Consider the following 24,014-nt stretch of genomic DNA (forward strand, 5'->3'; position numbering starts at 1 on the left):
CGGAGATTGTTAACAGGAGGACACCAGTCACGGGCGGGTAGGGCGAGAAGAAGAGGGGGCGAGGAGGGGGGAAGTGGAGACCTAACCGAGCGGCGCAGCGCGCTCACCGAGCGCAACGGGAGGCGTCTGCTCATTTCGAGTGAGGGCATCATGAGTAGTTGCAGCTACGACGCAGGACACCCTCGATTGGTGCGTTCGGAGCCTTCGAGTGTTGTTGAACGGGCATGGACCGTTAAGGACGTGTGCCGCTTCACTGGAATGGGGAAGACCTGGGTCTATGAGCAAGTCGCGCTCAATCTTCCTGGGGGACTGCCCGTAAAGAGAGTGGGTTCCCGCCTGCGCTTCGACCCGGTTGAGGTACGCCGGTGGTGGAGCTCTGGCGTCGTGGTCGCTGGTAGCAGACCAAGGACGAAGCGAGAGAAGCACGTCGAGGGGGTGGCGAGTTGACTCGCGCCTACTTCCGCTACAAGCGTGGTCGGGCGGGAAAGAAGGAGGCACCGGTCAACGGGACCTGGTGGGTGGACTACCGTGACGGCGCCGGGCGGCGGCGGCAGGAGCGGACCACAGCGCGCCTCAAGGCCGAGGCTGAACGCGTTGCACAGGAGCTGGCGGAGAAGGGTTACCGGCAGCGCAAGGGCTTGGAGGTAGAGGGGCCAACGCCGGTGACCTTCGCGGAGACGGCCAAGCGCTACCGCGTCGGAATCAGGCACCTGGAGTCGTATCCAGATGTGGACGCGCAGCTTCGGCTCTACCTTGAGCCCATTCTCGGCAAGAAGTTCCTCGCGGAGATCACCCCGGCGGACGTAGATGCGTGCATAAACCGCTATCGCGACGAGCTTGCGCCCGCCACCCTCAAGGCCCTGCAGACTCGCATAGGGGCGGTCTATCGCTGGGCCATCCGGAAGGCGAAGTTGTACCGGGGCGACAACCCTGTGCACGAAGCCACGAAGGTGGATGTCCCAGAGCGGCTTCCACGCTTCCTGACCGTGGAACAACTCGAGCGACTTTTCGACGCAGCCGGAAGTGACCGTGTCATCCACCTCTTTGCCTCGCTCACTGGTATGCGGAAGGGCGAGGTAGCTGGACTCATGTGGAACCTCGTAGACATGGAGCGCCACCTGATCACTGTGCGCTACTGCTACGACCGTCCCCGCACGAAGGGACGCAGGGACCGGATTGTCCCAATCCACCCGGAACTGCTGCCAGTGCTCCGCGAGATGCAGCGCACCGCTACTTCGCCGTGGGTCTTCCCGAATCCATCCGGCGGCATGCGGACAGAGGACTGGGACGCAGCTGCCAACTTCAAAGCCGCTCTCGTGCGAGCAGGACTCGTGGATGGCTATGAGTACCTGTGCGTCACCCGCGGGAAGCGGAAGAGCTGCGGATACCGCGAGGTTCGTCAAGAGAAGAAGCCGGCGGTGTGCCCGCAGTGTGGCATGCGGCTGTGGCCGCGCGGCCTTCCCCTGAACTTCACCTTCAAGGACCTGCGCAGCACCTTCGCCACTCACCTGGCGGAGATGGGGGACCTGCGGCTGGTGCAGCGGTTGCTGGGTCACGTGCGTCCTGAGATCACCGAACGTGCCTATGCAGCGGCGCGTGTCGAGTACCTGCGGCGAGGCGTTGAGGGGCTGCAACTGACGAGGGACAAGAGCGGGACACCGCGACTCGCCGCGAGCACTACGAACATCAACGAGGTACAGAAAGGATAGGGAAATGCGCTGGTTACAAGGTGATACGAAGAGCCGAGAGAACGGTGCGCCTGCGGAACGAATATCCGCGGGGGCCAGGTTCACGGTGATCCGCTTCGAGGGCAGCTCGAAGCCGCAGTTCTTCAGCGCGGACACGACGCGCACCTTGGACTCGCGCACCGCTCCCTCTGGAAGCCCCACGACGTTGAAGTAGGGCAATCCCAGGGCCATATCCACCTCGCACTCCACCACCACCGCGTCGATGCCCATCAACGCGCCCGACCGCACCCGCGCCAGCATGTCCGTCCTCCGAATGGTCCTCGCCACGCGGGAGCAATGCGCGTACCCGGCCCCTCTCCGAGGAGCACCCCTCTGTGCCGTGTCCTCAGGTTTGGATGGCGCGTCCCACTCACGGAGCGCCTGGAGCTCAGTGGCGTGCTCGTACCGCAGGGCAGGAAGCGGACAGCCCATGCGGAATTCGGTTAATCTGACGGGCCATGGAACACAACGCCTCGGCCCCGCCCTCGGAAGGCTCTTCCCGGCCTGCTCTCCACGTCCGCCGCGCAGACCTGAAGCGCAATGCACGGCTGAAGCTGACGTTCGCCATCTTCCGCTTCTGCCTCTACGGAATGGTGGGCTTGTCGTCGGAGATCTTCTTCTACAACCTGGTCCGCATCGCCCGGCATGTGCCGGTGCTCGAGATGCTCTTCCGCTTCCAGTGGCGGGTGGATGACCGGCTGGGGCTCAACGGCATCTGGGACACTCCGATCGCCACGGCGTATGGCCAGTGCTCGTTGTGGATGTTCCTCATCTACGGGGTGGCCTGCTTCTTCTTCATCGAGGCCATCTACCGTCGCACCTTCCGCCAGAACACCCTGCTGCGCGCGGTGCTCTATGGCTTCACCATTCTCGTCTTCGAGGGTGTCAGCGGGCTGTTCCTGGAGAAGCTGACGGGCTACCGCATCTGGTACTACGGGGACAGCGGCGCCATCATGTGGGAGATGACGTCGCTCTACATCCTGCCCATCTGGATGGTGACGGGCCTGATCGCCGAGTTCATCTACAGGGAGCTGATGGATCCGGACCTGGTGGCGGCCCTGGAGTCGCCCTTGCCGGCCACGCCCGAGGAGACGGAGGCCTCGCTCCAGCTGATGCAGTAGGTGCAGGCGTGACCGTCGTAGCCGGTCATGTCGATGCGGATGTTGTCCGCGCCGGCTGTGCGCAGGCCGGCGTGGAGGATGCCGGCCGTGAACGAGGGCAGCGAGCCAACCTCGTTCATCCACAGCTCGAACTGGCGCGGGCTCAGCTCCTTGAGGCGTGACTCGGTGTAGTTGTTGCCCGCGCGGAAGTTCTGCGTGGCCCGCATCAGGGCGCGCCTGGGCCCCAGCACGCGCAGCAGCGAGAGCACTGCGCGGCCCAGCATCGTCTCGCGGAAGCCGTCGATGCAGGCCTCGCCAATCTTGAAGGCGCCCGTTTCCAGGGGCTCGCCGGGGTAGAGCTCCTCCGCCGTGATGCGAAGGAACTGCATCCACGCGTCGAAGGGGTAGGCCGGGCGGAGCTTCTGGTCGAGGTCCAGCCCCACCTGACGCAGTCGCACCTTGCAGCCGGGCGGGATGCGCCCGTGCAGAGCGCGCACGAAGACTGCTTCGATGGTCTGCTCAAAAACCAGGAGCTCGTCGGGCATGAGATTTTTACACTCTAGCCGACGAGCTCCGGGTTGTGAATCGCACTGAGACTACGGGGCTGGGGCCGGAGGCGGGGCGGGCGCCGGAGGAGTTCCCGGGTCGACACCCACCGGAGTGGCGGGGGCGTTCGGGATGTCCTCGGTGGCCATGCCCAGCACGAAGGCACCGGCCTGCTTGGCGCCGTCGAAGGCGGCCACCAGCTTGGCGTAGTTGGCCTTGTCGTCCGCCACGAAGAAGACGATGCGGTCCTCCTTCGACTTGGCGGCCAGCATGCGCTTGAGCTTGTTGACGTACTCGGTCGCCTGCACCGGCTCCGTGTTGATGGAGTAGGTGCCGTCCGCGTCCAGCTTGACGATCAGCTGGCTGTTGTCCTGGGGCATCTGCTCGGCCGGCACGTCTTCCGTCTCCGGAATGCGCACCTCGATGTCCTTCTCGAGGAGCGGCGTGACGACCATGAAGATGATGAGGAGCACCAGCACCACGTCCACCAGCGGCGTGACGTTGATATCCGAGTTGGGAGGAGTCGTGGGCTTGACGAACTTGCGTGACGTGGCCATGGCTAGTTCTTCTGCTCCTCGACGCCAAGGAAGATCTTCTTGGCCTTCGCCTTGCGGGTGACCTCCATCACCTGGCGCACGTCGCCCACGGTGAGGGCGCTGTCACCCTTGAGGAGGATCTTCTTGTTGGGCAGGTAGGCAAGCGTGTCCTTCAGCTTGGCCTCCAGCGCCGCCGCGTCGTACTCGTCCTGCTCCACGAACATCTTCTTGTCCGCGGTGACGGAGAGGATGACCGGATCCGGATCCGTCTCGCCTTCCTTTTGGCCCTCCACCTTGGCCGCCTTGGGCAAGGTGACGGACTTCCCACGCTGGAGCATGGGCGTGATGACCATGAAGATGATGAGGAGCACCAGCACCACGTCCACCAGCGGCGTGACGTTGATCTCGCTCTTCGGGCCCCCCTGGGGGCCACCTACGGACATTCCCATGCGCGCACCTGTTGCCAGAGATGAGAGCGCCCGCCCCACGTGGGGTCTCCCATGTCCAGGAGACCCGTCGCACGAGGAGGCGGGCTGGGAGCTCTCGTGGTGTGACTAGCCCTGTGGGGCCTGCGAGCCACCACCCAGGTTGCGCGCGACCACGTCGAGGAACTCGTTGGACGACTCGGAGATGTCCACCGAGCGCGAGTCCACCCAGCCGCTCAGGAAGTTGTAGGCCATAACGGCGGGGATGGCCACCAGCAGACCGAAGGCCGTGGTGATGAGCGCCTCGGCGATACCGGCGGAGATGGTGCCCAGACCGCCGGAGCCCGCCTGCGCCATGAGCTGGAAGGCGTTGACGATACCCATCGTGGTGCCGAGCAGACCCACGAACGGGGCCGTGGAGCCCACCGTGGCCAGCACACCCAGACCGCGCTTGAGGCTCTGCACCTCGCGCTGCGCCTGACGCTCCAGCGCGCGCGCCACCGACTCCACCGCCACGTCCTTGTCGGACGGGCTGATGCGGTACGCCGTCAGGCCCGACCCGATGACGCGGCCCAGGTGGCCGATCTCCTTGCCCATGTTCGTGTTGGCGGCCTGCTGCAGATCGCCCTTGGCCAGGATGGCGCCCATCTTGGCGGCGAAATTGCGCGAGTCCTTGCGCGTCTTACGGAAGACCACGATGCGCTCGGCCATCACGACCAGAGACGAGATGGACATGATCGCCAGGGCGAAGATGATGCCGCGGGCGAACGGGCCCGTGTGGTGCCAGATACCAATAAGCGAAAAGTCAGTAGCAGAAGTTTCCATGAGGAAATGCGCTCCTCCTCGAGCGCGGGTGGAGTACGGCGATTACGACAGGGGCCGGAGCCCTTCTGACTAGTGGGGCAGGCTCAGACGGATGTTGAAGGTGTAGTCGACCTGGACGGGCCGGCCCTGGAACGTCACGGGCTTGTAGCGCTGAGCATACAGCGAGTCCAACACGGCCTGCTCCATGTGAGGCAGCGGCTTGATGATGCGGCACCGCTCGACTGCTCCCTCGGTGGTGATGACGCACTTGACGATCATCAGTCCCTGGACGCGCGCCTCGAGGGCCTCGCGGGTGTACTGAGGCGCAGGACCAGAAAGCTTCTCGGGGCGGGTCATTCCCGCGCCGAACGGGAGCACGTCCGTTCCGGTGCTGCCCACCTGCCCACCCAGCACTCCGCCGACCACTCCGCCGACCACTCCGCCAATCACACCGCCGGCCACTCCTCCCTCGACACCTCCCTCGACCTCCTCCTCGCTCGTCTCCTCCTCTTCCGCGGCGTTCGGATCAGGCTCCACCTCGGGCGGCTTCTCCTGGGGAACCTCCTTGGGCTGGACGATGACGTCCGGCTTCTTCACCACCGGCTTCTTGGTGGGGTTGCTCTTCTTCTTGGCTGGAGGAGGGGGCGGAGGCGGCGGCGGCGCGGCGGCCATCGTCGGAGGCGCCATGGCCTGCTTGAAGGTCACCTCCACATCCTTCTCCTTCTCCTTGGGAGGACGCGTGGAGAGCCAGATTGAACCAGCGAAGAGGCCGACGTGAAGGGCGACCGAAATGAAAGCCCCCACGCCAACGCGTGACTTGGGGCCTTGCCCGCGGTCAAGGACAGAGTCGAACATGCGCTACGCTCCTCTACTCCGGTGGACTCCCACCACGTCCCGCCCGGATCGCAAAAGGCGCGCTACATTACAAAAACCGGGGAAGGGTGCAAGGGACCCCACCCTGGATGGTCACCTGCGTGATCGCGCAATGCCCCAGTAGTTGCCAAAAAGCAACGGCATATTGACAACTGGTAGACCTCAAGTATTTTCCCGGACCATTTTAGTTGCAGTGCAAGCCCACCTTGGAGGGGTTCCCAGCATGCAAGTAAGACGGATGCTCCGGGCAACTGGAGTGGTCGTGGTCGCGGGTCTGTCGTACGGAACCGCGGCGTACGCCGATAGCGTCATCGTCGGTACCATCGTTAGCGCCGAAACCAAGAAGCCCATTCCGGACGTGGTCGTCACGGCTACTTCGCCCAACCTTCAGGGCGAGCAGGTCGTGGTGACGGACGCCCAGGGTCAATATCGTATTCCGCAGCTGCCTCCGGGTGTCTACACCCTGCGGTTCGACAAGGAAGCGTTCAGGCCGTTCTCGCGCTCGGACGTGCAGCTGCGTCTGGACCGCACCATCCGCGTGAACGTGGAGCTGCTGCCGGAGGCCATGTCGGAGGAGATCTCCATCGTTGGCGCGCCTCCGACCATCGACGTGGGCTCGACCAGCACGGGCGTCAACGTCGATCAGGACTTCATCAAGCGCATCGCGGTGAACCGTCCTGGTGGCAAGTCCGGCGCGACCCGCTCCTTCGAGAGCCTCGCCGAGCTCGCCCCTGGCGCGCAGGCCGACACGTACGGCGTGTCCATCAACGGCACCACGTCTCCTGAGAACGGCTACGTGGTGGACGGTCTGTCCACGAACGACCCCGCCTTCGGTATCAACGCCAGCCCGCTGAGCGTGGAGTTCGTGCAGGACGTCAACATCATCACCGGCGGTTACATGCCGGAGTACGGCCGCTCCACCGGCGGCGTGCTCAACGCGGTGACGAAGTCCGGCTCCAACGAGTTCCACGGCTCCGTGTACGGCACCGTGACTCCGGGCGTCTTCGAGGGTCCCCGCAAGGCGGTGGTCAGCGCCCAGTCGGTGGTCAGCGGCAACAACTCGCTGGACATCATGGGTGACGTCGGCGCGACCCTGGGCGGTCCGATCATCAAGGACAAGCTCTGGTTCTTCGCCGGTGTGGCTCCGTCCTACAGCCACTACACCCACACGCGCAGCCTCAACCGCTTCGAGACCGAGACCTACACGGCCGGCCCGGGTGCGGACGGCGTGACGGGCACCCCGGACGACAGGATCCTGGCCAGGAGGATCCTGGACTCCAACGGCTTCCCCAAGTACAGCACCATCGAAGGCACTCAGCGGAACTTCGAGGTCCAGGGCCAGAGCCTGCAGTACATGGGCAAGCTGACCTACCTGCTCAACCCGGATCACAACGTGTCGGTGTCCATCGCGGGCACCCCGAGCGTGTCCGGTGGCAAGGGCGTGTTCTCGATCGATCCGCAGACGGGTGGTCTGCCGGCTACGGTCAACGGCGATCCCAACAGCGGCGCCTTCGCCAATACCCAGGAAGTGGCGAGCTCCACGTCGGTGGCCCTGAAGTACGCCGGTGCCTTCGCGGAGAAGAAGGTCCTGGTCGACGCGAACGTCGGCTGGTTCCACCAGGTGGTCTCCACGCTGCCGTCGGACGGCTCCGCGCTGGGCAGCAAGGACGGTCTGGCGGGTCTGGCTCTGGTTCAGTACCGCGCGCGGCGCCCCATCGGGTACTACGAGACGTTCCAGAACGTGGATCTGTCGGCTGTGTGCAATGAGGGTGCGAAGGACACCCCGGCCGGTACGGTGGCCTGCCCGACGACGAACTACTTCTCGGGCGGTCCGGGCTTCATCAGCGAGGGCAGTCTGGATCGTCTCCAGATGAACGCCAAGGCCACGTACCTGCTCAACGCCCTGGGCAGCCACGTGCTCAAGGCGGGCGCGGACGTGGAGCTGCTGGGCTACAACCAGACCAAGGCCCTCTCCGGCCGCGTGTACCTGCGTGAGGCGACCGACGGCTCGTACTGGCAGGACTACCGCCGCTACGGCTACCAGGATGGTCCGGACAGCGCAGTGTCGGAGTTCCTGCAGAAGTCCTCCACCACGAGCACCACGGCGGGTGGCTTCGTCCAGGACAGCTGGACGATCGCCAACCGGGTGACGCTCAACGTGGGCGTGCGGTATGACACCCAGTGGCTGTACGGCGCCGACAGCACCCTGGCCTTCGCGCTGGCCAACCAGATCTCCCCGCGCCTGGGTGTGATCGTTGACCCGATGGCCAACGGCCGCATGAAGGTGTACGCCAACTTCGCCCGGTACTACGAGCAGGTGCCTCTCAACCTGCTGGACCGCCAGTTCCCGGGTGAGCGCCGCTACGTCGCCTACCGCGCGCCGGGCGTTGGCAAGTGCGATCCGGCCACCCTCGACACGACCGAGGGCCAGACGCAGTGCCTCGTCGATTCGTCCAACCCGGATGCGAACAACCAGGAGGGCAACCTCCTGCAGGCCCACTCGCCCACCGAGCTCAACCCGAGCTTCACCCACGAGGGTGGCAAGGTGGACCGGTCGCCGGTGGATCCCAACATCAAGGCCCAGTCCTCGGACGAGCTCCTCTTCGGCGCTGAGTACGAACTGCTGGCCAACATCCGCCTGGGCGCGTCCTACACCCACCGGAGCATGAACTCGGTCATCGAGGACATGAGCCGCGACGACGGCAACACGTACTTCCTGGGTAACCCGGGCGAGGGCTTCGCCAAGGAGTTCCCCAAGCCGGTGCGTAACTACGACGCGGTGTCGGTGTTCCTCAACCGCACCTTCAGCGACGGCTGGTTGGCCCAGGCGAGCTACACCTGGTCCCGCCTCGAGGGTAACTACCCCGGTCTGTTCCGTCCGGAGAACTCCCAGCTCGATCCGAACATCCTCTCGGACTTCGACCTGATCTCCCTGCTGAAGAACCGCTCGGGTCTGCTGCCGTACGACAAGACCCACGCCGTCAAGCTCTTCGGCGCCAAGGAGTTCAACCTCACCAACGACCTGACCGCGAGCATCGGTCTGTCGTACCGCGGCAGCTCCGGTACGCCCATCAGCGCCATCGGTGCCCACCCGACCTACGGTCCGAGCGAGGCGTTCATCGTCAACCGCGGCAGCATGGGCCGGACCCCGTGGATCCACAACATCGACAGCAACATCGGTGTGAACTACCGGATCTCCAAGTCGAACGTTGTGTCGCTCAGCCTGGACGTGTTCAACCTGTTCAACTTCCAGGGTGTCACCCAGGTTGATCAGATCTACACCAACCAGGCCGTGCTGCCGATCGATGGCGGCAAGGCGAACGGTGCGCTCACGCCGGATCAGGTCACCAAGTCGGATGGCAAGACCAAGCTGACCGAGGCCGAGCTCAACCTGAACTACAAGAACCCGACCCAGTACCAGGCCCCGCGGCAGATCCGCCTCGGACTGAAGTACACGTTCTAAGACCTCCAGCCGGATTGGGATTTCAAGAAATGAGCAAGCGTATTGCAACTGCGGTAGCCATCATCGGCGCTGCCGGCGTCATTTCCGGGTGCGCTTTCGATCAGCCCTCTCCCGGGTGCCAGGTCCAGGACTCCGATACCCCCTGGCAGGCCGTGTACACCCCGAAGACCGCCGCCGATGCTGCCAAGTCGTGCGGCAAGCTGAAGGGTGAGGCGATCGGCTTCTGGAAGTACGTGAAGGATCCGCTCACCAACCCCACCAACCAGCTGGTCATCCGGCCGACTGGGACTGCGTCGCGGTTCGAGTACACGTACCAGGTCCAGGTCAAGAACGCTGACGGCACGCCCAAGGTGGATGACAAGGGCGAGCCGGTGATGAAGGACAAGACGGTCGAGCGCGCGGACCCGGATCTGGTCACGGGCACGGACGCCTCCGGTAAGAAGATCACCGCCAAGGAGGCTGCCAGCACTGGGCCTGCGACCCTGGCGGAGGAGCCGGACGCCAGCGGCCTGTGCCTGGCCGAGGGCTTCGGGCGGGACGCCACGGTGAGCGCTTCGGCGGTCACCCACCAGGACACGGGTGAGGAGCTCGTGCCCGCGGAGACCATCACCTACAAGTACACCAAGGTGCAGGTGTTCTCGGCCGCGAAGGCGCCGGGTACCCAGGCGAAGGGTGAGTTCACCTACTCGGACGGCACTGGCTGCACGGCCGAGTACACCATGCTCGCTCTGTGGCCTCAGGTGCCGTGCGTCCCCGGCTCCACCAAGCCGGCGGAGAGCTGCGGCGAGGGCTCGGGCCTCAACCCGGACTTCAAGGCGGTCTGCGTGGCCGACATCGGTCCGGACGGCGAGGGCGGCTGCGTGCCGGCCGGCGACGTCCCGTCCTTCAATTAAGGGCCAGGCCTCTTCGAGGCTGAGCTGAAGTGAATCGCGGCCCCGGTTGCTTCTCCCCCACGCGGGAGTGGCAGCCCGGGGCCGCGGTGTTTATGCACGGTTGAACCCCATTCTGAGGCTTCCCGGGAAGGTGCATGGAGGGTCGGTACTCACTCGTCGAACGCGTCCAGGCCTTGTTGGCGGATGAGCAGGGCACGCTCCGCAAGGAGGCGCCCTACCGGGTGGCCCTCTGCTATCCCAGCCCCTACCACGTGGGGATGAGCTCGCTCGGCTACCAGGCCATGTACCGGGAGATCCACGCCCACCCCGAGGCCACCGCCGAGCGCGCCTTCCTGCCCGATGACGTGGAGGCGTTCCGCCGCACGCGCACGCCCCTCTTCTCCTTCGAGTCGCAGGCTCCCGTTTCCAGCTTCCACATGCTGGCCTTCTCGGTGGCGTACGAGCTGGAGCTGACCGGGCTCTTCTCCATGCTGGACCTGGCCGGCATTCCCCTCCTCAAGGAGGAGCGGGACGAGCGCCATCCCCTGGTGGTGGCCGGCGGGCCGCTCACCTTCTCCAATCCGGATCCGCTCGAGCCCTTCGTGGACGTGCTCGTGCAGGGCGAGGCCGAGGATCTCATCCACGTGCTGCTGGAGGCCGCGGCGTCCATGGACAAGGACGCGCTCCTCACGCACCTGGCGGCCATCCCCGGCTTCCGGGTGGCCGGACGAGGGGGCAAGCGCTACCACGTCGCCAAGGCTCTGGACGAACGGCTGCCGGCGCGCTCGGCGATCGTCACCCCGCATACGGAGCTGCGCTCGATGTTCCTCATCGAGCCGGAGCGGGGCTGCTCGCGTGGGTGCCACTACTGCGTCATGCGGCGCACCACCAACGGGGGCATGCGCACCGTGCCGCCCGAGCGGGTGTTGTCGCTCATCCCCGATCACGCCCGGCGCGTGGGACTGGTAGGCGCGGCCGTGACGGACCATCCACGCATCGTCGAGCTGCTGCGTACAATCGTGGACTCCGGCCGGGAGGTGGGCGTGTCCTCGCTGCGCGCCGACCGGCTCACCCAGGAACTGGTGGACCAGTTGCGGCGCGGGGGCGCCACCAACCTCACCGTGGCGGCGGACGGGGCCTCGCAGCGCATGCGGGACCTGGTGGATCGCAAGCACTCGGAGGAGCAGATCATCCGCGCGGCCCACTTCGCCCGGACGGCGGGGATGCGGCAGCTCAAGGTGTACAACGTCGTGGGCCTGCCCCTGGAGGAAGACGCCGACGTCGACGAGCTGGCGCGCTTCACCGTGGAGCTGTCGAAGATCCTCCCCGTGGCGCTGGGCGTGGCGCCCTTCGTGGCCAAGCGCAACACCCCCCTGGACGGAGCCCCCTTCGCCGGCATCCGCGAGGTGGAGGGCCGGCTGGAGCGGCTGCGGCGGGGTCTCAAGGGACGCGCCGAGGTGCGGCCCACCTCGGCCCGCTGGGCCTGGGTGGAGTACATGCTGGCCCAGTGTGGCCCCGAGGCGGGTCTGGCCGCCATGGACGCCTGGAAGGCTGGAGGCAACTTCGCGGCCTTCAAGCGCGCCTTCCAGGAGCGCGACTGTCAGCCCTACCTGGCCCGTCGCGTGGAGGACGGGCGCCGCCGGCCCACCCAGTGGCCCACCGTGGCGAACGTGGCTCAGCCCTACGTCTGACACCTGGCGCGGCCAGTCCTTGCCCCAGGCCGCCTGCTCTCTGCTAGAAGGCCGCACGCGCCGCTTCCTGGCGCCAGGAGGCTTGCAGCCGCAGTGAGCACGGATCGCGTGGACAAGGCGTGGCAGCGCAAGGGGCTGAAGGACTACTCGACGGAGGCCATCATCGGGACGCTCGGGCACTACGGCGTCCAGGTGAGCGAGGCGGACTTCCGCCAGCTCGCCGAGAAGAAGTACCCCTCCGGCATCGCCGAGGGCTGGATGCCCCAGTGGAAGGGCACCGGTCAGTTCGCTCCCTACCCCTATGCTGCCGCCGGGGAACTGTGGCGGCGCTGGCTGTCCGATCGGCTCGCCCCGTACGAGCTCTCCGAGAGCCTCGCCCAGCTCATGGGCGCCCTCGGGCAGCTGCTCCAGGGCTCGCAGCAGGCCCCCGTGGACTCCTCCTTCCAGCGCATGAGCGAGGTGCGCAAGCGCGTGCCCGTCAATGACAAGGGCGAGCCCGAGGTGGGCTTCATGCAGGAGGCCCTGCGCGTGTTCGACGAGCGCGCCGCCCGGGCCTTCGACGACCTCGCGGAGATGCTCGCCAAGGCCGGCCATCCCCAGCACGCCGAGGCCTTCGCCGATGTGGAGGAGTTCCTCCTGCCCGATCGCCGGGGGGTCTCCAAGCCCATCATCCGCGCCGCCCGCGGTGAGCGGGATGCGGCGCTCGAGGATCTGCAGAAGGTGGCCACGGATGGTGCGCGCGCGCCGATCTCCCGCGTGCTCGCCGTGGACGGCCTGCTGCACCTCGGGGCCAACGACAAGGTCGCAGCCGTGGGCCGCCCCCTCCTCGAGGAGGCCGAGCGCACCCAGGACTGGCACCTCGCGCTGGACATCGTCGCCCGCCTGGAGCACGCCTACAAGCAGCTCGGCGATAGCACCTCGCTCGCGGCCATCGCCCAGGACCGCGCTCGTGTCGAGAAGGCCCACGACGAGGCCCACCCGGGCCACCGTCGTCAGCATCACCACCACTGAGCCTCTGACCCCTCTTGCGAGGGAAGGGGCTCAGTAGGGGACGTCGTCCTCGGCTTTCTCCCGGGCCTCCTGGGGCCCGGGAGGCAGCTCGTCCGCGGAGGGGGTCTCCCCGGCCGTCTGCCCCCGACGGGGCAGGGGGATGAACTTCACCTCGGGCACCGCCTCCTGCACGTCCTTCACCGGGACCACCGCTCCCACTGTCGTGTAGCGGATGGCTCCCGTCTGCGTGAAGGTGTGCCGCAGCTCGTAGGACTTCGCCCTCGGCAGGAACCACTCGCGCACCGCCTTCAGCGGCAGCACGTGCAGCTCCCCCTGCGCCAGGAACACGTACACCAGCAGGTCCGCGCCGCTGTAGAGGAAGCAGCCCGGGGTGTCCCGCTCCAGGTTGGACACCAGCTCGAAGAAGTAGCGCCGGCGGCGCGGCTGCCGGTCGCCCTTCACCTCGATGCCGCGCACCTCTCCCGAGGGCAGCTCCCACAGCAGGTCCACCCCGCGGTGTTGGAAGCGCGGGTCCTCCTGCACGTCATGGACGCGGGAGCCGGGCTCGGTCGCCAGCAACCAGTTCCGGGCGTATTGCACGGCCCGGTCGGCCGCGCCCATCACGCCCCTCATGCTGAAGCCGCGTGCCATCGCTCAGCGGCGCAGCTCCACGCCCGTCGCCACCAGCTGCACCTCGCGCGGCTTGCCGTCACTGCCGCGCGGGACGATGGCGCCCTCGGCCTCGTAGTGCTTCGCCATGTCCTCGCTCAGCTCCGATACCTTTACCAGCCCCTCTACCCGCGCCGACGAGCCCGCCGAGTCCAGCGGCACGAAGAAGCCGTAGTCCTTGAACGTCACCCGCACCCCGGCGCCCTTCTGGCCCTCGGCGAGCTCCATCCAGCACCCCTTCTTCTGACAGGCCTTGCGCACCTGGCCCTCCACGCGCACCGTCTTGCCGTCGTGGGTCTGCGGCTTCGCCAGCAGCTCGGCGAGCGTCACCGCCGGAGCCCCCTTCAGCGGCTCGCCGCGCGTCAGCGTCCAGCCCGAGGCGGGCTTCGCATCCGCGGGCGGCGGCGGGTGGGGGCAATCCGCCTGGACCTCTCCGGCCTTGGCGGGAGCCGCGGCGGGTTTCGCGGCGGGCTTCTGCGTGGTCGGGGCCTCGGCGAGCGCCACGAAGGGAAGGGCAAACAGCGTCAGGAGGACGGTGCGGGAGGTCTTCATCCTTCCACCGATAGCCCGAAGCCTTTGTCCGGGCAAGGAGCCCGCCATCCCGGTTACACTACCCAACGTGAAGGTCACCCTCCCCAAGCCCAATCGCACCTTGGGTCTCTCCGACGCGCTCGGTCTCGTGGGCCTCGTCGGGCTGCTCATCGCCCGCTACATCCCCGTGGCGAGGCTCATCCCCTTCTGGGGGTGTGCCCTGCGGCAAACGACGGGCTGGCCCTGTCTCGGCTGCGGACTGACGCGGGTGGCGGACCGGGTGGCCCACTTCAACCTCGCCGGAGCCTGGGACGCCAATCCGCTCGGGACGGTGGCCGCCCTCTTCTTCGCCCTCATGGTCGTGGTGACGGTGCTTCACCTCGTCTTCGCCATGCCCATCCCCCAGCTCGAGCTCACCCCCACCGAGTGGCACCGGGTCCGCATCGCCGCCGCCGCCCTCGTCCTCATCAACTACGCCTGGGTGGTGGTGAAGGCGAAGTTCCCCTATCTGCTCTCCTAGGGCCCTCCGTGCACGCCGCCGCCCTCCTCCTGCTCGGCTACCTGGCCGGCTCCGTGCCCTTCGGTGTGCTGCTCACCCGCTGGCTGCGCGGCGTGGATGTCCGCCAGAGCGGTAGCGGCAACATTGGCGCCACCAACGTCACTCGCGTGGCCGGCAAGAAGCTCGGCGCGGTGGTGCTGCTGCTGGATGCCCTCAAGGGCGCCCTGGCCGTGGTCCTCGCCCAGTGGCTCATGCCCGATGCCCCCCGGGTGCATGCGGCGGTGGGGCTCGCCGCCTTCCTCGGCCACGTCTACCCCGTGTGGCTCAAGCTGCAGGGCGGCAAGGGCGTGGCCACCGCGCTCGGGGTGCTCGTCGTGCTCGCGCCGCTGGCCGCCCTCTCCGGGGCGCTCGTCTACGCCGGGCTCGTGGCGGCCTGGCGCGTCAGCTCCATCGGCTCCCTCGCGGGTGGGGTGACGGCCGTCGTCATCGCCTCCCTCACCGCTCAGGCTCCCGAGTACGCGTGGCTCTCAGCCCTGCTCTTCGCGCTCATCCTCTGGACGCACCGCAGCAACATCCAGCGGCTGCTGCGGCGCACCGAGCGGCGCTTCTGAGCCCTCCGCCGCCCCGGGCACCGGCACCGCCGGGTAGCCGAGCAGCGTGCAGGCGATGGGGCCGTTCCACAGGTCGCGCTTGTTCCGGGGCCGCGCATGGAAGGCGCTCTCGAAGGCCGGGTTGCCCGAGAGCACCCATACGCGCCAGCCCGGCTGACGCAGGGTCTCGCCCAGCTTGAAGTAGAAGCTCTTCATTCCCTTCTGGCCGCCCGAGCCCAGCCGATCTCCGTAGGGGGGATTGGTGATGAGCAGGCCGCCGGAGGCTGGGAGGGGCGGGAGCTTCGTCGCGTCGCCTTCCTCGATGAGGATCTCCTCCGCCAGCTTCGCCGCCTTCACGTTGCGCCGCGCCGCCTCCAGCGCCTCCGGATCCTTGTCGAAGCCAAGCAGCGGGACGTCCACCTTGCGCTCGTTGCGGCGGGCATCCGCGCGCAGGTCCTCGAGCAACTCCCGTGCACGCGCGCCCAGGTGCGGCCACTTCTCCACCGCGAAGCTCCGGGCGATTCCAGGCGCGCGTCTGCGGGCGATGAGGCCGCCCTCAATGAGGAGGGTGCCCGAGCCGCACATGGGGTCCACCAGTGCCTCTTCGCCCGTGTAGCCCGCCGCGCGCAGCAGGGCCGCCGCCAGTGTCTCCTTCAACGGGGCCGGCGTGGGGCGCACCCGGTAGCCCCGGCGGTGCAGGGGCTCGCCACACAGGTCCAGCGAGAGCGACAGCCGCTCGCGTACCAGGTGGGCCACCACGCCCACGTCCGGATTCCGGGTGTCCACGTCCGGCCGGGCGCCCCGCTTGTCGCGCATCCGGTCCACCACCGCGTCCTTCACCTTCAGCGCCACGAAGCCGGTGTGGCTGTGCTCGCTGTCCTTGAGCGTGGCCTCCACCGCGAACGTGGTCTCCGGCGTGAGGTGCTCCTCCCACGGGACGCTGGCCACGGCCTCGTACAGGCCCTCGGCGCCACGGGCCTCGAACTCACCCAGCGGGTAGAGCACGCGCATGGCGATGCGCGACCAGAGGCATACCTTCAGCGCCTCGTCGAGCGAGGCCATGAAGCGCACTCCACCCCGGTCCTGGCGGATCCGGCGCGCGCCGAGCTCCTTGAGCTCCTCGGCCAGGAGGTCCTCGGTACCGCGGGCGGTGGTGGCGAAAAGGGCGAGACGTTCAGCCATGGGAGGGCTCGCCTTATACGGATGGAGGCCCGGTGGGAACCCGGAAAGCCACCGGGTCTTCAGAAGGTGCCCACTGCTCCACCTCCGCGCACATGCTGGAGAGGAGGTCCCGCCAGGCGCTGGTGGCTCTGGCCTCCTGGACGGCCCCCGAACAGGGAGGCGCGGACCCACGTCCCGTCACCGGGTAGCGGGAGCGCCACGCCCTGAGTCGGCTCACCGCGTGCGGATGGCCTCGCGCCGGGCCAGCGGCTCACTGCGCCACCACCTCGTACATGCTGAAGATGGCGTCCTGTTGAGCGCTGGCCGCCCGGGTCGCCTTGAAGTCCTCCGACTGGAAGTAGGCCTTCAGGTACTCGCGATCCCTCCAGCGCGTCACCAGCAGGAACTCGGGCTCGGGCTCGAAGGAGCGCATCACCTCCAGCCCGAGAAAACCCTCGTACTGGTCCACCTTGCGCGAGCGCTCCCGGAAGGAGGCCTCCAGGCGCTCGGCGTTCTCGGCGGAGGTCCGGAATCGATTGATGGTGACGAGCATCGTGGGAAGCAACGGTCTCGGGCGGGGCTTGTTTCCCGCCTCACGGGTGGGCGCCTCAGCGGGCCCCTGTCATCTCAGGGCCCTCCTGTACCACTGGCGCCGCACCCTCTCCGCTCACCGGGAGAGACAGGGGTTCACGCGGCTCCGGCCCCAGGCATCTCTCCCACGCCGCGGATGAGCACCTCGCGCGGCTTGGCCCCGTCCGCCGGGCCCACCACGCCGTCGCGCTCCATGCGCTCGATCATTCGCGCCGCGCGGTTGTAGCCGATGCGCATCTTGCGCTGGAGCATCGAGATGGACACGGCCCGCATCTCGCTCACCGTCGCGAGTGCCTGGTCATACAGCTCGTCGGACAGCTCGTCCTCCTCGCCACCGCCGCCCTCGCCCTCCTCGTCGCGCGGCTTGAGGATGGACTCGTCGTAGACGGGCTTGCCCTGCGACTTGAGGTGGTCCACCGCCTTCTTGATTTCGTTCTCCGAAACGAAGGCGCCGTGCACGCGCTGCAGGTGCGCGCTCGTGGGCGGCATGATGAGCATGTCGCCCATACCCAGCAGGGCCTCGGCGCCCACCGTGCCCAGAATCGTCATCGAGTCCGGCTTCGAGCGCAGCATGAAGCTGATGCGCGTGGGGAAGTTGGCCTTGATGATGCCCGTGACGACGTCCGTGGACGGGCGCTGCGTGGCCACCATCAGGTGGATGCCGGCCGCGCGAGCCATCTGCGCCAGGCGCGCCACATACGTCTCCACCTCGCGGCTGGCCACCATCATCAGGTCCGCCAGCTCATCGATGATGACCACGATGTAGGGCAGCTTCTTCCACTCCCTCTTCTCCTCCCGGGACGAGTCCGACTCCGCGGCGGCCTCGAGCGCGGCATCCACGGCATCGGACATCCCGTCGTCGTCCTCGTCCGCGGCCTGGGCGGGCTCGGGAGCCTCCTCGGGCTCGGGCAGGGCCTCGCGCAGGTCCTCCACGTCGTCCCTGGGCGCGGCGACTCCGGGGCCCGTGCTGGCGCTGGCGGAGGCGGGCTCCTCGATGATGGCGTCCTCCGGAGTGGCCACGTCCACCACGAGCACCTTCTTGGGCTTCTTCGGCGCGGCCTTCTTCGCGGACTCCTCGGCGGGCTTCGCGTTGGCCTTCTCCGCGTCCTGCGTCTCCACGAACTTGTTGAAGCCGGCGATGTTGCGCACGCCCGCCTCGGACAGCATCTGGTAGCGCCGCTCCATCTCCTCCACGGCCCAGCGCAGCGCGAGCGCCGCCTTCTTGGGGTCGGTCACCACGGGCAGCAGCAGGTGCGGAATCCCCTCGTAGACGGAGAGCTCGAGCATCTTCGGGTCCACCATGATGAAGCGGACCTCCTCCGGCGTGGACTTCAGGAGGATGCTCATGATCATCGAGTTCACCGCCACGGACTTGCCCGAGCCGGTGGTACCCGCGATGAGCAGGTGGGGCGCCTTGGCCAGGTCGAAGACATACGGCATGCCCTCGATGTCCTTGCCCACGCACATGGTCAGCCTGCTGGCGGACTTCTGGAAGACGTCCTGCTCGGCGATCTCCTTGAGGTAGACGGTCTCACGGTCGCGGTTGGGCACCTCGATGCCCACCACGCCCTTGCCGGGGATGGGCGCCACGATGCGCACCCGCATGGCCTCCATGGCCATGGCCAGGTCGTCTTGGAGCGCGGCGATCTTGCTCACCTTGATGCCGGGTCCCGGGAGGAACTCGTACATGGTGACCACGGGGCCGGGGCGGATCTCCACCACCTCGCCGGAGATGCCGAAGTCGGCCAGCTTGGCGCGCAGCTTCTCCGCCGTGGTGAGGAAGGCCTCCTTGTCGAGCGCCGAGCGCTCCTTCTTTTCAATCTCCAGCACGTCCAGCGGGGGCAGCGAGAAGCTGGTGCGGCCGCCCACGAACTGGAACTGCTCCTGGTCCTTCTTCTTGATGACGGCGGTGGGCTTGGGCGGGGCCTTGGGCTCCACGATGAGCGGCATGCGGGCCGCCAGCGCGGAGGGCGGAGCGGGCACGATGGCCGCGGGCGAGGCCGGAGCCTGAGCGGCTGGCGCTGGAGCGGCGGCCACGGGAGGGGCCACCACGGGCTCCTGGGCCGGAGCGGCGGCCGTCTCCGAGGACGGAGCCGGACCGGTGACGATGTTCGGCGTCTTGCCGCGCTTGCCCTTGGCGGCGTCGGCGGGAGGCTGCTGGGGCACCGCGTTGGCGGCGGGCGAGGGCGCCAGGAAGGACGCCCACACCGGATCCGCTCCGGGCGCGAGCGCGGCGGCGGCGGGAGCCTCGACGGACTTCTTCTCCTTGGCCTCGCGGGCTGCCTGCTTCGAGGCCTCGCGGGCATCCTTGGCGGCCTGCTTCGCCGCGACGGCGCGCTCCTTCTCCTCCTGGCGGGCCAGGCGCACGGCCTCCTCGGCCATGGCCTCCGCCTCGGCGGCCTCGGCATCAGCGGCCAGCCGCTCGGCCTCCTCCAGCTCCGCTTCCTCCTCTTCAATCTGCGCGAAGAAGGCGTCCTCCTCCTCCTTCTCCTTCGCGACGCGCTCCTGGCGCTCCTTGTAGTTCACCTTCTGCTGCTCCCAGAAGGCGAGGGCGTTCTCCTGGATGCGCCGGCCGAGCACGCACGCCCCGGCCCACGCCAGCGAGCACAGCTTGAGGAAGGTGTACTGGGTGCCGACGATGAGCGCGGCGGCGCACACGGTCGTCACCAGGATGATGGTGCCGACGGTGGAGAAGAGTCCCACCAGCATGCCGCCGAGCGTGGCGCCCACGAAGCCCCCGGGCGGGTGGGCCTGGCCGGGCTGGTTGCCGATGAAGAGCTGGGCCAGCACCGCGCCGCTGAGCGTCAGCAGCACGAAGGCCACCAGCTGCGGCCAGCGGCGCCGCTCCCGGCTGCCCACGAAGACGACCATGGCGGCGTAGACGCCACAGAGCGGGAGCAGATAGGCCCACACCCCGAGCATTCCTCGCAGGCCCTCGGCGATGAGGTGGCCCATGGGCCCCACGGCGTTCTCGAAGCCCGGTCCCTTGCGGTCCTTCGCACTGAAGGTAGCCACCGAGACGAGGGACAGCACCGAGGCTGCCATCAGGAACAGGCCCACGAGCGCCCGTTGGCCGGGCCCCGCATCGCCTCCTCCCTTCCTGGCCTTCTTCTCCGCGAGCGCCTTGCGGCGCGTGGCGATGTCCTGTCGCGAAAGGACCGTCTTCTCTGCTCTGGCGTTCCGTTCCGCCATGACTTCCTCACACTCCCCGTAGCGGGCTGTAGCAGCCGATTGCGGAGTGTAGGGAGGGAGGGGGGGCGGTCAATTTTCCGGCGGGCAGTCCAGAGGTACACGGCGCTACTACTTTGAAGCACCAGCCGGTGGCGGAGCATGTATGTTGCCGGCGCCGAGTCGCAAGAAAGGAGACCTACATCATGTCCACCGTGGACAAGCCGTCGTCGACCGAAGAGGAGTACTTCGCGCGGGAGGAGATCGAGAAGAAGCGCAAGCTCGCCATCCAGCAGTCCCAGTCGATGGCCGCCCAGCAGCGCGAGGAGCTCAAGAAGCTGCACTACATGAAGTGCCCCAAGTGCGGCATGGACCTCCAGGCGCTGAAGCGGGGAGATGTCGAGATCGACACCTGCTTCAACTGTCACGGCATCTTCCTGGACGCGGGCGAGCTGGATCGGCTCCAGAAGCAGATGGCGCACGAGAAGGACGGCAAGTGGATGGGCGCCGTCCTCAACCTCTTCAAGAACAAGTAGTCCGCGAGAGGTCCGGTCCATGAAGCTCACCGTCGAGCAGGTCCGCCATGTGGCCACCCTGGCCCGTTTGTCGCTCTCGTCCGAGGAGGAGGAGCGCTACGCCGGGCAGCTGTCCGCCATCCTCGACGCGGTGGCGCAGCTCCAGGAGCTCGACGTGAGCGGGGTGGAGCCGACCTCGCACGCCACGCTCGCGTCCTCGCTGTTGCGCGAGGACGTGACGCGGCCCTCGCTGCCTCCGGAGAAGGCGCTGGCCAACGCGCCGGCCAAGGTGGGCACCAGCTTCGCCGTCCCGAAGATCCTGGAGTGACGCCATGCAGCTGACCGACCTCACCCTGCTGGAGCTGGCGGCGAAGCTGGCCTCGCGGGAGACCTCTTCCGTGGAGGCGACGCAGGCATGTCTGGCGCGCATCGCCCAGGTGGACGGGAAGGTGAAGGCCTTCCTGCGGCTGGACGAGCACGGAGCGCTGGCGGCCGCCGAGGCCAGTGATGCACGCCGCAAGGCCGGCAACCCACTCGGGCCGCTGGATGGCGTGCCGGTGGCCGTGAAGGACATCTTCCTCACGGAGGGAGTGGAGACCACGTGCGCCTCGCGCATCCTCCAGGGCTTCATTCCGCCGTACGACGCGACCACCGTGCGGCTGTTGAAGGAAGCGGGCCTGCCGATTGTGGGCAAGCTCAACCAGGACGAGTTCGCGATGGGCTCGTCCAACGAGTCGAGCGCCTATGGCCCCTGCCACAACCCGTGGGACCTGACGCGCACGCCGGGAGGCTCCTCGGGAGGCTCGGCGGCGGCGCTGGCGGCGCGCGAGGTGTTCGGTACGCTGGGCACGGACACGGGTGGTTCCATCCGTCAGCCGGCGGCGCTCACCAACACCGTGGGCCTCAAGCCCACCTACGGGCGCGTGTCGCGCTACGGCGTCATCGCCTATGCCTCGTCGCTGGACGCACCGGGCCCCATGGGGCGCACGGTGGGAGACGTGGCGGCGCTGCTGCAGGTGCTGGCGCGGCATGATCCGCTGGACTCCACCTCGGCGCCGGCGGACGTGCCGGACTACCGGGCGGACCTGGAGCACGGGGTGGCGGGGCTGAAGCTGGGTGTGCCGCGCGAGTACTTCGTCGAGGGGATGGACCCCGAGGTGGAGTCCGCGGTGCGCACGGCGCTGAAGGAATACGAGCGGCTGGGCGCCACGTTGGTGGACATCTCGCTGCCGCACACGAAGTACGCGCTGGCGGCGTACTACCTCATCGCCCCGGCGGAGGCCTCGAGCAACCTGGCCCGCTACGACGGCGTGCGCTACGGCTTCCGGGCGCGCGAGGCCAAGGGGCTCAAGGAGATGTACGGCCTGTCTCGAGACCAGGGCTTCGGCCCCGAGGTGAAGCGCCGCATCATGCTGGGCACCTACGCGCTATCGGCGGGCTACTACGACGCCTACTACCTGAAGGCGCAGAAGGTGCGGACGCTCATCCGCGAGGACTTCACGAAGGCCTTCACCCAGGTGGACGCGGTGGTGACGCCGACCTCGCCGGTGCCGGCCTTCAAGCTGGGCGAGAAGGTGAACGACCCGCTGTCCATGTACCTCATGGACGTGTGCACGCTGCCGTGCAACCTGGCGGGACTGCCCGGCCTGTCGCTGCCCTGCGGTTTCACGAAGTCGGGCCTGCCCATCGGCTTGCAGCTCATGGGCCGTCCGTTCGACGAGGCAAAGCTGTTGCGCATCGGCCGGGCCTTCGAGCGCGAGCACGACTACATCCGCCGCCAAGCCCCCATCTAGAGAGACTTCCGGAGACGCCATGTCCCTGAGCGATTTCCAGCCGGTCATCGGGCTCGAGGTCCATGCCCAGCAACTGACGCACACGAAGATCTTCTGCGGCTGTTCCACCGAGTTCGGCGCGGAGCCCAACCACAACACCTGTCCGGTATGCCTGGGCCTGCCTGGGGTGCTGCCGGTGCTCAACGAGCGCGTGGTGGAGTTCGCCATCCGCACGGGACTGGCGCTCGGGTGCACCGTCAAGAAGACGAGCGTGTGGAGCCGGAAGAACTACTTCTATCCGGACCTGCCCAAGGGCTATCAGATCACCCAGTTCGACCAGCCCATCTGCGAGTGGGGCCAGCTCTCCATCGACACGCCCGAGGGCGAGAAGGTGGTGCGCATCCGCCGCATCCACATGGAGGAGGACGCGGGCAAGAGCGTGCACGACGCCTCGGCGACGGAGAGCCTGGTGGATCTGAACCGGGCGGGCGTGCCGCTGCTGGAGATCGTCAGCGAGCCGGACCTGCGCAGCGCGGACGAGGCGGTGGACTACCTCAAGGCGCTGCGGGACGTGCTGGTGTACATCGGGGTGAACGACGGGAACATGGAGGAGGGCTCGTTCCGCTGTGACGCCAACGTGTCGGTGATGCGCAAGGGTGCTACGGCGTATGGCCAGCGGGTGGAGCTGAAGAACATCAACTCGTTCCGGTTCGTGAAGCAGGCCATCGAGTATGAAATCTCCCGGCAGGTGGACGTCATCGAGTCGGGCGGGAAGGTGGACCAGGAGACGCGGCTGTACGACCCGAACAAGGGCGTGACGCGCTCGATGCGCTCGAAGGAGGAGGCGCACGACTACCGCTACTTCCCGGAGCCGGATCTGCCGCCGCTGCACGTGACGGACGCGCGGATCGACGAAGTCGGCAAGACGCTGCCGGAGCTGCCTCGGGCGAAGGTGACGCGCTTCACGAGCCAGTACGGGCTGCCGGAGTACGACGCGCGCATCCTGTGCGCCGAGCGCCCGCTGGCGGACTACTTCGAGGCGGTGGCGCAGCACTTCAAGGAGTACAAGCGGCTGTCGAACTGGTTCCTCGGGGAGCTGCTGCGGCTGCTGAAGGACGAGGGCGGGAGCGTCACCACGCTGCGCTTCTCCACGGTGCAGTTCGCGAACCTGCTGGCGGCGGTGGAGAAGGGGAGCATCTCGGCGAACGCGGGCAAGGACGTGTTCGGGGAGATGTTCCGCACGGGGAAGGACCCGGAGGCCATCATCGCGGAGAAGGGCCTGGCGCAGGTGAGCGACACGGGCGCCATCGAGGCGGTGGTGGACGAGGTGCTCGCGAAGAACGCCGGCGAGGTGGAGAAGTACCGGGCGGGCAAGAAGCAGATCTACGGCTTCTTCGTGGGCCAGGTGATGAAGGCGATGAAGGGCAAGGGCAACCCGGCGCTGGTGAACGAGCTGCTCAAGAAGAAGCTGGGCGAGTAGTCACCCGGGGC

At 67.6% G+C, this 24,014-nt stretch carries 22 protein-coding genes and 1 pseudogene; 12 read left to right on the top strand and 11 right to left on the bottom strand.

Annotated elements, in window-relative coordinates; genetic code table 11:
* Window positions 1-443 precede the first annotated feature (443 nt).
* The gene (locus DAT35_RS36495; RefSeq protein WP_108073871.1) at window positions 444-1,709 is read left to right on the top strand and encodes a tyrosine-type recombinase/integrase; all 1,266 of its coding nucleotides are present in this window, start codon (window positions 444-446) and stop codon (window positions 1,707-1,709) included.
* Window positions 1,710-1,760: 51 nt separating this feature from the next.
* On the opposite strand, the pseudogene DAT35_RS62485 reads toward DAT35_RS36495, so the two are convergent.
* A pseudogene (locus tag DAT35_RS62485) lies at window positions 1,761-2,159 on the bottom strand (magnesium chelatase domain-containing protein); the annotation flags it as partial.
* Window positions 2,160-2,185: 26 nt separating this feature from the next.
* Here DAT35_RS62485 and DAT35_RS36505 point away from each other — a divergent pair.
* Window positions 2,186-2,848 (top strand): hypothetical protein, encoded by a 663-nt coding sequence (locus tag DAT35_RS36505; protein WP_108073872.1) that lies wholly within the window; start codon window positions 2,186-2,188, stop codon window positions 2,846-2,848.
* Here DAT35_RS36505 and DAT35_RS36510 read toward each other — a convergent pair.
* From DAT35_RS36510 to DAT35_RS36530, 5 genes are all read right to left on the bottom strand, one after another.
* Window positions 2,749-3,372 carry a DUF2378 family protein gene (locus DAT35_RS36510; protein WP_108073873.1) on the bottom strand — a complete coding sequence of 208 codons (624 nt, stop codon included), beginning with the start codon at window positions 3,370-3,372 and terminating at the stop codon, window positions 2,749-2,751. The two genes, DAT35_RS36505 and DAT35_RS36510, sit on opposite strands and share 100 nt — an antisense overlap.
* Window positions 3,373-3,423: 51 nt before the next feature.
* A complete protein-coding gene (locus DAT35_RS36515; RefSeq protein WP_108073874.1) occupies window positions 3,424-3,930 on the bottom strand; it encodes a biopolymer transporter ExbD in 507 nt (168 codons plus the stop codon).
* A 2-nt stretch (window positions 3,931-3,932) separates the two neighbouring features.
* Window positions 3,933-4,358 carry a biopolymer transporter ExbD gene (locus DAT35_RS36520; protein ID WP_108073875.1) on the bottom strand — a complete coding sequence of 142 codons (426 nt, stop codon included), beginning with the start codon at window positions 4,356-4,358 and terminating at the stop codon, window positions 3,933-3,935.
* Between the two features lie 105 nt (window positions 4,359-4,463).
* On the bottom strand, window positions 4,464-5,159 hold the full coding sequence (locus DAT35_RS36525) for a MotA/TolQ/ExbB proton channel family protein (RefSeq protein ID WP_108073876.1): 696 nt from the start codon (window positions 5,157-5,159) through the stop codon (window positions 4,464-4,466).
* A gap of 69 nt (window positions 5,160-5,228) precedes the next feature.
* Window positions 5,229-5,993 (bottom strand): energy transducer TonB, encoded by a 765-nt coding sequence (locus DAT35_RS36530; RefSeq protein WP_108073877.1) that lies wholly within the window; start codon window positions 5,991-5,993, stop codon window positions 5,229-5,231.
* Between the two features lie 241 nt (window positions 5,994-6,234).
* On the opposite strand from DAT35_RS36530, the gene DAT35_RS36535 reads away from it, so the two are divergent.
* From DAT35_RS36535 to DAT35_RS36550, 4 genes are all read left to right on the top strand, one after another.
* On the top strand, window positions 6,235-9,474 hold the full coding sequence (locus DAT35_RS36535; RefSeq protein WP_108073878.1) for a TonB-dependent receptor: 3,240 nt from the start codon (window positions 6,235-6,237) through the stop codon (window positions 9,472-9,474).
* A gap of 29 nt (window positions 9,475-9,503) precedes the next feature.
* On the top strand, window positions 9,504-10,367 hold the full coding sequence (locus DAT35_RS36540; protein ID WP_146210046.1) for a hypothetical protein: 864 nt from the start codon (window positions 9,504-9,506) through the stop codon (window positions 10,365-10,367).
* A gap of 134 nt (window positions 10,368-10,501) precedes the next feature.
* A complete protein-coding gene (locus tag DAT35_RS36545) occupies window positions 10,502-12,037 on the top strand; it encodes a radical SAM protein (RefSeq protein WP_108073880.1) in 1,536 nt (511 codons plus the stop codon).
* A 93-nt stretch (window positions 12,038-12,130) separates the two neighbouring features.
* A complete protein-coding gene (locus DAT35_RS36550) occupies window positions 12,131-13,048 on the top strand; it encodes a hypothetical protein (RefSeq protein WP_199243096.1) in 918 nt (305 codons plus the stop codon).
* A 30-nt stretch (window positions 13,049-13,078) separates the two neighbouring features.
* Here the strand turns inward: DAT35_RS36550 and DAT35_RS36555 are convergent, their stop codons facing one another.
* Both DAT35_RS36555 and DAT35_RS36560 read right to left on the bottom strand, forming a co-directional pair.
* On the bottom strand, window positions 13,079-13,678 hold the full coding sequence (locus tag DAT35_RS36555) for a hypothetical protein (protein ID WP_108073881.1): 600 nt from the start codon (window positions 13,676-13,678) through the stop codon (window positions 13,079-13,081).
* Between the two features lie 3 nt (window positions 13,679-13,681).
* Window positions 13,682-14,248: a DUF4920 domain-containing protein gene (locus DAT35_RS36560; RefSeq protein ID WP_108073882.1), complete on the bottom strand. Its 567-nt coding sequence runs from the start codon at window positions 14,246-14,248 to the stop codon at window positions 13,682-13,684.
* Window positions 14,249-14,315: 67 nt separating this feature from the next.
* Between DAT35_RS36560 and DAT35_RS36565 the strand changes: the two genes are divergently transcribed.
* Both DAT35_RS36565 and plsY read left to right on the top strand, forming a co-directional pair.
* Complete coding sequence (locus DAT35_RS36565; protein ID WP_108073883.1) at window positions 14,316-14,747, top strand: DUF2752 domain-containing protein; 432 nt, start codon at window positions 14,316-14,318, stop codon at window positions 14,745-14,747.
* A gap of 8 nt (window positions 14,748-14,755) precedes the next feature.
* Window positions 14,756-15,337: a glycerol-3-phosphate 1-O-acyltransferase PlsY gene (plsY, locus tag DAT35_RS36570; protein ID WP_108073884.1), complete on the top strand. Its 582-nt coding sequence runs from the start codon at window positions 14,756-14,758 to the stop codon at window positions 15,335-15,337.
* On the opposite strand, the gene DAT35_RS36575 is transcribed toward plsY, so the two are convergent.
* The 3 genes from DAT35_RS36575 to DAT35_RS36585 form a co-directional block, all read right to left on the bottom strand.
* A complete protein-coding gene (locus DAT35_RS36575) occupies window positions 15,254-16,498 on the bottom strand; it encodes a class I SAM-dependent RNA methyltransferase (RefSeq protein ID WP_108073885.1) in 1,245 nt (414 codons plus the stop codon). The two genes, plsY and DAT35_RS36575, sit on opposite strands and share 84 nt — an antisense overlap.
* A gap of 250 nt (window positions 16,499-16,748) precedes the next feature.
* Entirely contained in the window at window positions 16,749-17,042 is a 294-nt protein-coding gene (locus tag DAT35_RS36580) for an antibiotic biosynthesis monooxygenase (RefSeq protein ID WP_233261934.1), read from the bottom strand.
* Window positions 17,043-17,164: 122 nt separating this feature from the next.
* Window positions 17,165-20,260, bottom strand: coding sequence for a DNA translocase FtsK (locus tag DAT35_RS36585; RefSeq protein ID WP_108073887.1), 3,096 nt, complete (start codon window positions 20,258-20,260; stop codon window positions 17,165-17,167).
* 182 nt (window positions 20,261-20,442) lie between these two features.
* Between DAT35_RS36585 and DAT35_RS36590 the strand changes: the two genes are divergently transcribed.
* Genes DAT35_RS36590 through gatB form a run of 4 tightly spaced genes read left to right on the top strand, consistent with a single transcriptional unit; the run spans window position 20,443 to window position 24,003 of the window.
* Window positions 20,443-20,772: a zf-TFIIB domain-containing protein gene (locus DAT35_RS36590; RefSeq protein WP_108073888.1), complete on the top strand. Its 330-nt coding sequence runs from the start codon at window positions 20,443-20,445 to the stop codon at window positions 20,770-20,772.
* A gap of 19 nt (window positions 20,773-20,791) precedes the next feature.
* Window positions 20,792-21,079, top strand: coding sequence for an Asp-tRNA(Asn)/Glu-tRNA(Gln) amidotransferase subunit GatC (gene gatC / locus DAT35_RS36595; protein ID WP_108073889.1), 288 nt, complete (start codon window positions 20,792-20,794; stop codon window positions 21,077-21,079).
* Window positions 21,080-21,083: 4 nt separating this feature from the next.
* Window positions 21,084-22,544 carry an Asp-tRNA(Asn)/Glu-tRNA(Gln) amidotransferase subunit GatA gene (gene gatA / locus DAT35_RS36600; protein WP_108073890.1) on the top strand — a complete coding sequence of 487 codons (1,461 nt, stop codon included), beginning with the start codon at window positions 21,084-21,086 and terminating at the stop codon, window positions 22,542-22,544.
* A gap of 19 nt (window positions 22,545-22,563) precedes the next feature.
* Window positions 22,564-24,003, top strand: coding sequence for an Asp-tRNA(Asn)/Glu-tRNA(Gln) amidotransferase subunit GatB (gene gatB, locus DAT35_RS36605; protein ID WP_108073891.1), 1,440 nt, complete (start codon window positions 22,564-22,566; stop codon window positions 24,001-24,003).
* Window positions 24,004-24,014: the final 11 nt, after the last annotated feature.

The organism is Vitiosangium sp. GDMCC 1.1324 (assembly GCF_003044305.1).
In the GTDB taxonomy this organism is placed as follows: domain Bacteria; phylum Myxococcota; class Myxococcia; order Myxococcales; family Myxococcaceae; genus Archangium.

Bases quoted from the DNA above. Each gene is read 5' to 3' on its own strand.
- DAT35_RS36505 (WP_108073872.1), top strand. From the start codon at position 2,186: ATGGAACACAACGCCTCGGCCCCGCCCTCGGAAGGCTCTTCCCGGCCT.
- DAT35_RS36510 (WP_108073873.1), bottom strand. From the start codon at position 3,372: ATGCCCGACGAGCTCCTGGTTTTTGAGCAGACCATCGAAGCAGTCTTC.
- DAT35_RS36515 (WP_108073874.1), bottom strand. From the start codon at position 3,930: ATGGCCACGTCACGCAAGTTCGTCAAGCCCACGACTCCTCCCAACTCG.
- DAT35_RS36520 (WP_108073875.1), bottom strand. From the start codon at position 4,358: ATGGGAATGTCCGTAGGTGGCCCCCAGGGGGGCCCGAAGAGCGAGATC.
- DAT35_RS36525 (WP_108073876.1), bottom strand. From the start codon at position 5,159: ATGGAAACTTCTGCTACTGACTTTTCGCTTATTGGTATCTGGCACCAC.
- DAT35_RS36530 (WP_108073877.1), bottom strand. From the start codon at position 5,993: ATGTTCGACTCTGTCCTTGACCGCGGGCAAGGCCCCAAGTCACGCGTT.
- DAT35_RS36535 (WP_108073878.1), top strand. From the start codon at position 6,235: ATGCAAGTAAGACGGATGCTCCGGGCAACTGGAGTGGTCGTGGTCGCG.
- DAT35_RS36540 (WP_146210046.1), top strand. From the start codon at position 9,504: ATGAGCAAGCGTATTGCAACTGCGGTAGCCATCATCGGCGCTGCCGGC.
- DAT35_RS36545 (WP_108073880.1), top strand. From the start codon at position 10,502: ATGGAGGGTCGGTACTCACTCGTCGAACGCGTCCAGGCCTTGTTGGCG.
- DAT35_RS36555 (WP_108073881.1), bottom strand. From the start codon at position 13,678: ATGGCACGCGGCTTCAGCATGAGGGGCGTGATGGGCGCGGCCGACCGG.
- DAT35_RS36560 (WP_108073882.1), bottom strand. From the start codon at position 14,248: ATGAAGACCTCCCGCACCGTCCTCCTGACGCTGTTTGCCCTTCCCTTC.
- DAT35_RS36575 (WP_108073885.1), bottom strand. From the start codon at position 16,498: ATGGCTGAACGTCTCGCCCTTTTCGCCACCACCGCCCGCGGTACCGAG.
- DAT35_RS36585 (WP_108073887.1), bottom strand. From the start codon at position 20,260: ATGGCGGAACGGAACGCCAGAGCAGAGAAGACGGTCCTTTCGCGACAG.
- DAT35_RS36590 (WP_108073888.1), top strand. From the start codon at position 20,443: ATGTCCACCGTGGACAAGCCGTCGTCGACCGAAGAGGAGTACTTCGCG.
- gatC (WP_108073889.1), top strand. From the start codon at position 20,792: ATGAAGCTCACCGTCGAGCAGGTCCGCCATGTGGCCACCCTGGCCCGT.
- gatA (WP_108073890.1), top strand. From the start codon at position 21,084: ATGCAGCTGACCGACCTCACCCTGCTGGAGCTGGCGGCGAAGCTGGCC.
- gatB (WP_108073891.1), top strand. From the start codon at position 22,564: ATGTCCCTGAGCGATTTCCAGCCGGTCATCGGGCTCGAGGTCCATGCC.